9 protein-coding genes and 1 pseudogene are annotated in these 7,762 nt (G+C 37.4%); 6 read left to right on the forward strand and 4 right to left on the reverse strand.

Annotated elements, in window-relative coordinates; translation table 11 throughout:
• Positions 1-199: transposase (locus KW502_RS14725; RefSeq protein ID WP_500793357.1), on the reverse strand; the 199-nt coding region annotated here is incomplete at its 3' end.
• A 229-nt stretch (positions 200-428) separates the two neighbouring features.
• Between KW502_RS14725 and KW502_RS14730 the strand changes: the two genes are divergently transcribed.
• The 4 genes from KW502_RS14730 to KW502_RS14745 all read left to right on the forward strand — a co-directional run bounded on the left by KW502_RS14730 (position 429) and on the right by KW502_RS14745 (position 4,048).
• Positions 429-1,391, forward strand: a complete 963-nt coding sequence (locus KW502_RS14730) for a hypothetical protein (protein WP_219041321.1) — start codon at positions 429-431, stop codon at positions 1,389-1,391.
• Between the two features lie 361 nt (positions 1,392-1,752).
• On the forward strand, positions 1,753-3,306 hold the full coding sequence (locus KW502_RS14735) for an IS1182 family transposase (RefSeq protein WP_219041322.1): 1,554 nt from the start codon (positions 1,753-1,755) through the stop codon (positions 3,304-3,306).
• A 105-nt stretch (positions 3,307-3,411) separates the two neighbouring features.
• Positions 3,412-3,705, forward strand: a complete 294-nt coding sequence (locus KW502_RS14740; RefSeq protein ID WP_219041323.1) for a nucleotidyltransferase family protein — start codon at positions 3,412-3,414, stop codon at positions 3,703-3,705.
• A complete protein-coding gene (locus tag KW502_RS14745; protein ID WP_219041324.1) occupies positions 3,698-4,048 on the forward strand; it encodes a HepT-like ribonuclease domain-containing protein in 351 nt (116 codons plus the stop codon). Before KW502_RS14740 ends, KW502_RS14745 begins: the two co-directional genes overlap by 8 nt.
• Before the next feature lie 268 nt (positions 4,049-4,316).
• On the opposite strand, the pseudogene KW502_RS15730 reads toward KW502_RS14745, so the two are convergent.
• Together KW502_RS15730 and KW502_RS14755 are read right to left on the reverse strand one after the other, a co-directional pair.
• Positions 4,317-5,403, reverse strand: a pseudogene (locus tag KW502_RS15730) (IS91 family transposase).
• 2 nt (positions 5,404-5,405) lie between these two features.
• Entirely contained in the window at positions 5,406-6,110 is a 705-nt protein-coding gene (locus KW502_RS14755) for a tyrosine-type recombinase/integrase (protein WP_255554279.1), read from the reverse strand.
• A gap of 625 nt (positions 6,111-6,735) precedes the next feature.
• Here KW502_RS14755 and KW502_RS14760 point away from each other — a divergent pair.
• On the forward strand, positions 6,736-6,981 hold the full coding sequence (locus KW502_RS14760) for an AbrB/MazE/SpoVT family DNA-binding domain-containing protein (RefSeq protein WP_219041326.1): 246 nt from the start codon (positions 6,736-6,738) through the stop codon (positions 6,979-6,981).
• Positions 6,972-7,295, forward strand: coding sequence for a type II toxin-antitoxin system PemK/MazF family toxin (locus tag KW502_RS14765; RefSeq protein ID WP_139957798.1), 324 nt, complete (start codon positions 6,972-6,974; stop codon positions 7,293-7,295). The genes KW502_RS14760 and KW502_RS14765 overlap by 10 nt, the downstream gene beginning before the upstream one ends.
• Positions 7,296-7,388: 93 nt before the next feature.
• Here KW502_RS14765 and KW502_RS15530 read toward each other — a convergent pair.
• A partial coding sequence (locus KW502_RS15530) for a transposase (RefSeq protein ID WP_255554280.1) occupies positions 7,389-7,762 on the reverse strand: 374 nt, incomplete at its 5' end.

Here is a 7,762-nt window from a genome sequence, read left to right on the forward strand (position 1 = left end):
CCACTAGACACAGCTTAAAAAACACAACAGGATCTATACTCTTTTGCCCACTGCTGCCGTAAAAACCTCGAGTAAGATCATAGAGAAAATCTAAGTTTAAGGCTTCTTTCAATCGGCGGTAGAAATTAGTGGGCGGTACGCGGTCACTCAACCAAAAACTGTTGAATAACTGCTCTTGATATACTTTTTTGCCTTGCATACCATGAAATTAATCTTTTTTAGTAAATTGTGCAACACGCACAATGTATAACAAAAATAAGGGCAAAGGTCAAACGCCCAAAAGTTTTGACCGCAACAACACAACGGCAATAACCGAAAAGTAAGTTCTAAAATTTCCCTTACTTTCGTTATACAAATTCGTTAGCTACAATTTGAACTGCACTGTAACATTTTAATATTAGAATCGTCTTATTAAAAAATTAAAATTTATGAGACTATTTACTTTATTATTTCTTTTACTTCCTTTAGTTATACACAGTCAAAATCCAGTATCTGAATCTTTTCAAAAAGACAGCTTAATTATTATAAAAAGTAATCCTTCTAAGGGATTTAATAATTCATATATTCTTTTTATACCCAAAGGAACGCTCAAGAGTAAATTGACTTATCTATTGGTTGAGCCAAATAATACCGGTAAAATTAGTGATTCCATAGAAGTCCATAAAAAAAGTGCTATCGAGTTAGCTTCTATTAGTTCAGTTGGCAATAATATTTCTACTTATATAAAAATTCCTCTTCTAGTTCCAATCTTTCCAAGACCGAATTCCAAACCACTCGTGTATACTCATTCTTTAGATAGAGATGTTATCTTTGAAAAAGATGAAGAACTAGAAAGATTAGATTTGCAACTAATAGCAATGATTAGAGATGCTCAAATTGTATTAAAAGAAAATGATATATTAATATATGATAAGATTTTTATGAACGGTTTTTCCGCTTCTGCCACATTTACAAATCGATTTTTATTTATTCATCCAGATAAAGTGAAAGCCGCTGCAATGGGTGGCTTGAATGGAGAATTAATGCTTCCACTAAAAAAGTATAAAAACAAAAAATTTAATTACCCATTAGGAATCAATGATTTTAAAAGTATATTTAACAAAGAATTTAATCTAAATGAATTAAAAGAAATTCCTCAATATATTTATATGGGAAAAGAAGATCAAAATGACGCTGTTCAATTTGATGATGCATATAATAATATCGAACGAAATACTATAAATTCTACTCTTGGCAACAATGTTCAGGAAAGGTGGATAAATTGCCAAAACATTTACAAAAAAGAATATATTTCAGCTCAATTTAAAACTTATGATAAGGTTGGTCATTGGACAACTTCATCTGTGAATTTAGATGTAATTAATTTCTTTATAAAGCAATTAAAAAATTAAAACTGTAGCTAACACCGGTAACCGTTGCACAAGTCTAAATTTCTAAGAAAAGAGGATTATTCTGATTTTTAGCAATAGTTAAATTGTTGCTTTCTAAGGGTATGGTGTTATTGAAATCTACTATTAATTTTAAATTTGATTAAGAAAGAGGTTGTGCAACAAGCACACCGTGTATAATTAATGGCTAGTTCGAGCTTGCTTACGAAAATCCTCACGGATTTTCTAGTTGGTCTTTATTTGCTAAATTAGTTGCTTAAATACGCCGCTAATCATACACAAAACCGTCAGACTGTCTCAAAACCATGCTATCTTTACCGATTATTTTTCAGGATATGATCTTTGGTATGTTTATTTTTAAGGTATGGAATACCAACAAGGACAAGACCGCGAACAGCTCAGCCTTTATTCGACCTGTTTGGATGATATGATCCCAGAGGATAACAGCGTACGACTCATTGATCAATTTGTAAACTTGCTCGATTTATCAAAAATGGGCTTTCAGACCATAGCCACTCAGGGAAGGCCGCCCTATCACCCGGCAGACCTGCTCAAGCTCTTTATCTATGGTTATATGAACCGTATGCGCTCTTCACGAAGGCTGGAGAAAGAGTGCCACCGGAATATAGAAGTGATCTGGCTGATCAAAAACCTAAAACCCGACCATAATACCATTGCCCGGTTTAGAAAAGAAAACCCAAAAGCCATCCGAAAGGTGTTCCGGCAAAGTGTGGCCATCGCCCGTAACTTCAACCTGATCGGGGGAACACTTATTGCCGGGGATTCTACCAAGCTAAGGACGCAAAACAGCAAAAAAAATAACTACAACAAAAAGAAAATACAGCGGCATTTAGAGTACATCGATAAAAAGCCCGAAGAGCATAACCAAGAACTGGCCAAGGCTGATGGCCATCAGAAAAAAACCGAAGAAATTAAAGAGCAAATTAAAGGGCGCAAACAGCAACAGACCAAATACCGGGCTATACAAAAACAATTAGACAAGGATGCTTCTTCTGAAAACCCACAACGATCGACCTCTGATCCTGATAGCAGACATCAAATTGTAAGGGGAACCGTTACCGAGGTCTGCTATACAGCTCAGACAACGGTAGACGCACAAAATAAATTCCTTATTGATTACAAAATTACTAATCAGAATGATAAAAAAGCAATGGGGCTAATGCTCAGAAGGGCCAAAACTATTTTAAGAAACAATACCTTTACTGCACTCTATGATAAAGGCTATCATACCGGGAGCGAGTTCCATACTGCCGATAGTCTAGGTATCGATACCCTGGTGGCCATTCCAGCCATTGGACGTAAAAGTCAGGCGCCAGATCCTAAATACAATGCTGAAAACTTCATTTATAATCCTGATGATGATGCCTACACTTGCCCCCAGGGAAATACTTTATACAGCAATGGCTCCTGGTACAAAGCCCGAAACTATACCTTTAAACAATACAAGACCAAGGCCTGTAAGGAATGCCCGGTACGCAGCAAGTGTACCACGGCCAAAGCTAACGGTAAGATTATACAGCGTACTCAATTTACCCAGAACATCCAAGGCAACGCCAAGCGGGTCGAACAAAGCGGAGAGCTTTATAAAAAGAGGCAGGCGCTGGTCGAGCATCCCTACGGTACTATGAAGCGGCAATGGGGCTTTGATCATATCATGACCAAAAGGGGCATCAAGGCAGCTTCTGCAGATTTTGGACTCATCGCTCTGGCTTATAATTTAAGAAGATTATTCAATAGTAAAATCGCCTTACAGCAACTCATCGTAGCCCTGTTTTTAACCTTCAAGAAGTGTATAAAAGCCTCTATAAGAAGGAATAAAGCTTTTACCGAATGCACAACAAAAAATACTGATCAGAGTATAAATTTTGTTTTCAATCCTAATTTCAACTATTTTTAAAACCAAATATGGTAGTTTTGAGACAGACTGACGTTGGCTAACATTAAAAAATCTCGTTGATAAGTTATCATCACTTAGAATTTTAATTATCTTTGAAAGATGTTAATGATAGATAGAAATATAAAACGAGTTAAGACTTTATGCAAAAAACATAAGGTTGAAAAGTTGTATCTATTTGGTTCTGCTACAAATGAAACATTTTCAGAGAATAGTGATATTGATTTTCTTGTGAAATTTAACATATCTGACTTAAGTCTATATTTTGACAATTACATTTCCTTTAAAGAAAAACTAGGAAAAATATTTAAACGAGATATTGATTTAGTAGAAGAACAAACTCTTAAAAATCCTATTTTAATTAATTCAATAAATAAGAATAAAGAATTAATTTATGGATGAAAGAATACTTAAATGGTTATATGATATCCATTTTGCTTTTGAAGAAATTGAATCTTATTTTGAAAATACAGAAAAACACTTTTTTGAGTATCGAAAAAACACAATGCTTAAGAGAGCCGTGGAAAGGGATTTAGAAATTATCGGAGAAGCTGTTAATCGAATTTTAAAACGAGATCCAAATTTTGAAAAATTCATCTCTAATGCAAAAGCTATAATTGGTTTGAGAAATCAAGTTATACATGCGTACGATAATATCTCTGATGAAAATATTTGGTCAATTATTATAAATCATATTCCGAAACTTAGAAAGGAAGTTGAAAGCTTAATAGCTGAAAACAAATAAAAACGTTAGGTAATAACTAAGTCTTCGTGTGGTCGGTACGACCTAACCTGAAGATCCTGTTGTCTAAACCGGTTCTTTGCGGATTGTCCGTCTATGAGGATTACTCCCTTTTAGAGATTTAATTTATGAAGAACCGTTAGTTCTTCTTCATCTGTAGCAGGTTGGGTTATTTCAGCCAGAGGACAAAGTATGAAATTCAGAATGAATATTTCTACAATTCATCATTAAATGATGCCCTAATGGTTGGTTTTAAGCCATAGCTAGCCTCTTACGCTTTTTGGGAGCTGTTTTTCTTCTTGTTTCTATTAGTTTGTATTTTTAATTTTTCCAGCCACTGCCCTGGTGGGCCACGTGCTGTAAAGGTGACCATGGTAATGAGCTTTCCTTTCTTACATTCCGGGCATACCCGGTGCTGTAAAGGCCCCTTTTCCTTCAGCTGTACAGGACCCAGGATGGCCTGAAGGGCCGGAAGGTTGATTTTTTTGTGATAGGAACTCAAGATTCCATAATGCCGGATGCGCACAAAACCTTTAGGAAGGATGTGCAGGGCAAAACGCCTGATGAACTCTGGATCGGATAAACGTAACAGGGATTTGCTTCCCCTGTGACGGTAATCTTTTACAGAAAAGGTAACGCCATTATTATCCAGGTTTTTATCCGATGGTTGCTGATGGCGATTTTATGGGTATAGCGGCCAAGGTATTCTACCACCTGTACGGGGCCTAAAAATGGTCGTTTGCAATAAACTACCCGGTGGTGTTTGAACAGGCTTTCATAGAAGTCCGTGGATTGTGAAGGAAGTTCCTTGCGAAGGGAAGCCACAAAACGGGCCCTAAAAACGGTGCTCATAGCCTTGACCGGGAACAATACAATGCAGGTGCGGGTGCAAAGAAAGGTTTTGTCCCCAGGTGTGCAGGATGGCGATCATCCCTGGTTTGACACCCAAAAATTTAGGGTTGGAGGCAAAGTCCTTGATGACCTCCCATGCTGTTTTAAACAGTACCCATACATTTTTTAGGTTCATACAGGCATAGGCGGTGGAGCTCGGATGGTAATGTAAAGACCACGTGGAAGTAAGGCATCTTTAGGAGTTCTTCTTCCCGGGCCCGGATCCACTGCTCTTTTTTATGTCCTTGGCACTTGGGACAATGGCGGTTGCGGCAACTATTGTAACTAAGGTGGAGGCTGTGGCAGGAAGGATGATTACAGCGGTCGATATGGCTCCCCAGGGCAGCAGTACGGCATTTGCGAAAGGCGTGAAGAGTTCTTAGTTGCCAGCTGTTGTAACAATAGTTGGATAAAGATTCTGTGTTGCGCTCCAGTATCTGGGACACCTCATAAGAAGTAGGTTTCAAGGCTACTCCTTGTAGAGCTGGTCCAGCGGACTGAACGGCTTTTGCCTACCGATTCGTGCCACTTGAAGGTAGGTAAGGGTGGTTTGGATATCAGCGTGTCCCAGTAAATCTTTGACACTGATAATATCCAATCCCATCTCCAAAAGATGGGTGGCATAGCTGTGCCGAAGGCTGTGGGTAGTGATTTCCTTCTGGATCCCGCTGTGTTTACGGGCTTCGCTAACAATCCACTGTACCCCCATTGCCGATAACTGGGGTGGATTCCCTTTTCTATTGTTGCCATTAAAGCACCAAATGGTTGGCGGATCTGCAGCGATATATTTTTTTAGGCCACGGATCTGCATCTGGGATAATGGAACATAACGGTCTTTGCATCCTTTGCCCTGGCGAATGTGGAGCATTTTACGATCAAAATCCAAGTCTTTGAGTTGCAAGTTCCGAAGTTCAAAACAGCGAAGGCCGCAACCGTAGAGCATCGCCAATACCAAGCGGTGCTTGAGAAGTTTTGGAGTCTTAAGCAGTTGCTTTACTTCACTACGGCTTAGTAACACCGGGAGTTTGTGGGGCCGTTCTATGGAATGGAACATCACCCGCATCGCTTTCATTCCGGAGATACGATAGGCATAACGAAGGCCATAAACAGTATGCTTAAAGAAACTATCCGATGGTGTTTTGTGCTGCGATTTCAAAAGGTGCAGGTAGTCCAAAACCTGTTCTTCATCGAGAACCAGAGGACTACAGTTAAAATGGAAGGTCATGTGCGAAAGGCAGCGGAAGGGTACGCTGACTTTTACCGGCGAGTGCTACGGAACGCTTTAATTTACGGTAGTGCTGGTCGAACTCAGGAACAGAATTACAGGCCCTTTCAATGAGGGTACTACTTTTTTTTTTCATAACTTTAAGTATTGAAATTAAACATACCTAAAGATAGTGAATAGTGATTTAGCGATCTCTTGAAGCTACCTTTAGGTTTAGTTCAACATCTTGTACTAACACACCTTAACTAATTCATTTATTTCTTTTTTGGACTTATGTTGAATATAAGTATAATAAACGTTTACTATACTTTTCATTTGGCATAGCTTCGCTAATCATTTCTTGGAAAATGGGATAGAGGTAAGCTATCTGCTACAGGTTTTAGTACACAAAACGACCAAAATTGGCATCTATGTAACTAAATATCAATTTTTTAAAAAAAAAATCCATTAGATTCCTTATATTTGGATAATCGATAAATTGTAAATAAACGCAATAGCGTTTATCCACATGTTAGCTTTAATTGTGTAATTGAAAAATTAGTAATAACTTTGTAATAACAAAAAATATTAAGTTATGGAAGTTTCGGTAATACAAATAGGAAATTCGAAAGGAATACGTTTCAGTAAAACTATTCTTGAAAAATACAACATTAAAGATAAAGTAGATTTAATTCTTGAAAAAGGTAAGATCATTATTCAACCTTTATCAACTCCGAGAAAAGGATGGGAAGACTCTTTTAAGCAAATGGCTGAGAATGGAGATGATAAATTATTGTTTAATGATGTCTTTGAAGACGAAACCTTTGAAGAATGGAATTAAAACAATATGATATTGTATTGATTAATCTTAATCCAACTGTTGGTAGTGAAATCAATAAAACTCGTCCTTGTGTAATTATTTCTCCAAACGAAATGAATAAGTATTTGAGAACAATTATTGTTGCTCCAATGACCACAAGTTCGAGAAATTATCCAACACGAATTGAAATCAAACATAATGATAAAATTGGTTGGATTGTTGTTGACCAAATCAGAACTGTAGATAAAACTAGAATTGTGAAACGTTTAGGAAAAATGTCAAAACCTGAAATCAAAGAATTTAAATCTGTAATGAAAGAAACTTTTGTTGATTAAAAAAACTAAAGCTAACACCGGTAACCGTTGCACAAGCCTCTAATTCTTAGAAAATCTCACTTATTTAAACCGCTTTAGAGTGGTTTTCTAGTTTTATATCGTTTGTAAATTAGCAGAATATAGTCTCTTTAAAATGAACTTATACTCCTGATTTAACGTCATTATGAACTTTAAAAACATGCCGAGCATTCCTGCTCCACTTTTGGTGCGCTTTTCAATAAACTTCAGGTATTTCTTGAGGTTGTAGGCAATGGCGGAGAGCTGCATACACTTGTTAGCTTGTCTTAAGCCTATGGTATTTACCTTCCTTAACCCCATAAACTGAGTTAAGGTTCCAAAGACGGGTTCTACCGTGCTTTGTCGTTTGCCTTTCATATACCTGCCCTGTGGGCTTTCTACCCGGGCGATGTTGCGCTGGTATTCTGCGCGGTAATAGGTAACGCTGAACTTCTTTTCCTGTGCGCTTT

The organism is Mesonia aestuariivivens (assembly GCF_019311235.1).
Classification (GTDB): Bacteria; Bacteroidota; Bacteroidia; order Flavobacteriales; family Flavobacteriaceae; genus Mesonia; species Mesonia aestuariivivens.

Coding starts and splice junctions, on each gene's coding strand:
- KW502_RS14745 (WP_219041324.1), top strand. CDS start 3,698: ATGGATGAAAGAATACTTAAATGGTTATATGATATCCATTTTGCTTTT.
- KW502_RS14735 (WP_219041322.1), top strand. CDS start 1,753: ATGGAATACCAACAAGGACAAGACCGCGAACAGCTCAGCCTTTATTCG.
- KW502_RS14760 (WP_219041326.1), top strand. CDS start 6,736: ATGGAAGTTTCGGTAATACAAATAGGAAATTCGAAAGGAATACGTTTC.
- KW502_RS14730 (WP_219041321.1), top strand. CDS start 429: ATGAGACTATTTACTTTATTATTTCTTTTACTTCCTTTAGTTATACAC.
- KW502_RS14765 (WP_139957798.1), top strand. CDS start 6,972: ATGGAATTAAAACAATATGATATTGTATTGATTAATCTTAATCCAACT.
- KW502_RS14740 (WP_219041323.1), top strand. CDS start 3,412: ATGATAGATAGAAATATAAAACGAGTTAAGACTTTATGCAAAAAACAT.